Origin of the sequence: Mesorhizobium sp. M7A.F.Ca.AU.001.01.1.1 (assembly GCF_004022735.1) — a bacterium.
GTDB lineage: Bacteria > Pseudomonadota > Alphaproteobacteria > Rhizobiales > Rhizobiaceae > Mesorhizobium > Mesorhizobium ciceri.
On the sequence record NZ_RZPF01001115.1, the window covers coordinates 1 to 1,249 of the forward strand.

Consider the following 1,249-nt stretch of genomic DNA (forward strand, 5'->3'; position numbering starts at 1 on the left):
CGGCCGGGTGGCCAAGTTCGTCGGCAAGGCCTCGCTGACGCTGCGCACATCGCTGCTCATCCACGAATTCGCGCGGCTGTCGGGCAAGGCGATCGACGTGCGCGTCGGCGATGTGCTGAGCTGGAGCGAACTGGAGCCGTTGCGCGACCGCAAGGCCTTGCTCGACCGCCTCCATCGCGGCGTGTTCGACCTGGCGCCAGCTTTGCCACGCCGCCGGATCCCGTTCCTGCCGGCGCGGACCGAACTGGCGGCTTGAACAATAAACGTCCGGCTCACAGGGCCGAGTCTTGGCTGGCCGTTGAGAAAAATAGTATGACACTGTAATGTCATGCGCTATATTAGGGCAAGGAAAGAGCTTGCCATGAGAACCAGCAAACCGATCACCGTGACCCTCGGCCGCCAGCAGGCCAGCGTTGACGTACGCCTGGCGTCGGGTGCCTACGACTCCGCCAGCGAGGTGATGCGCGCCGCGCTGCGCGCCCTCGACCGCGAAGAGCAGACCATCACCGCGATTATGCGCGCCAAGGTCCAGGAAGCCCTTGACGACCCGCGTCCGGACATCCCGGCAGAAGACGTCTTCAAAGCGCTGCGCGCCCATCATGCGGACCGCATGAAGGCCTCCAAGCTTGACACATAAGGTCGTCTTCAGACCGGCGGCTCAAGCCGACCTCTTCGCCATCTACGACTACATCGAAAACGACAGCGGGAGCAGACGTGCCGACGACTATGTCGACCGCATAGAGGCCGCGTGCATGGCGCTGTCCAACTTCCCGGAGCGCGGGACCGTGCGCGACACTGTTGGCCCCGGCGTCCGCATCGTCGGCTTTGAACGCCGCGTGTCGATCGTTTTCCGGGTCGACGGTGACACCGTGGTCATCCTGCGCGTGCTCTACGGCGGACAGGATTATCCTGCTGGTTCAGAGGATGACGCAGACACCTGATTCTTCTGGTGGATTGCGAACTAATCCGCGCCTTCTTCAGGATCCATCGCCGCGGCCTCGGTGGCCAGAACCTCGATTTCCTGGTTCTGCCCGGCCACGACCGTAAAATCCTTCTGGTAGATGCGGTCGCGGTTCTTGGCGATGATGGTGTAGTCGCCCTCGGCCAGCACCATCGAGGCGAAAGCGCCGACGGTTTCCTTGATCGGATCGCCGGACTCGTTGAGCAGTGACCAGGACGTGTCGGCGATCGCCTCGCCACCGGTTTCGCGCACCAGCTTCATCGTGATCTCGGCGGCGTGATGCTCGAC

Annotated in this window: 2 protein-coding genes and 2 pseudogenes; 3 read left to right on the forward strand and 1 reads right to left on the reverse strand. The window is 63.3% G+C overall.

The features are described 5' to 3' along the window. The 3 genes and pseudogenes from EN884_RS36320 to EN884_RS36330 form a co-directional block, all read left to right on the forward strand. A pseudogene (locus tag EN884_RS36320) lies at positions 1–256 on the forward strand (glycerol acyltransferase); the annotation flags it as partial. 105 nt (positions 257–361) lie between these two features. Then, the gene (locus EN884_RS36325) at positions 362–637 is read left to right on the forward strand and encodes a type II toxin-antitoxin system ParD family antitoxin (RefSeq protein ID WP_063167877.1); all 276 of its coding nucleotides are present in this window, start codon (positions 362–364) and stop codon (positions 635–637) included. Then, entirely contained in the window at positions 627–941 is a 315-nt protein-coding gene (locus EN884_RS36330) for a type II toxin-antitoxin system RelE/ParE family toxin (protein ID WP_063167878.1), read from the forward strand. Before EN884_RS36325 ends, EN884_RS36330 begins: the two co-directional genes overlap by 11 nt. 20 nt (positions 942–961) lie before the next feature. Here EN884_RS36330 and EN884_RS36335 read toward each other — a convergent pair. Continuing rightward, positions 962–1,249, reverse strand: a pseudogene (locus EN884_RS36335) (hypothetical protein); the annotation flags it as partial.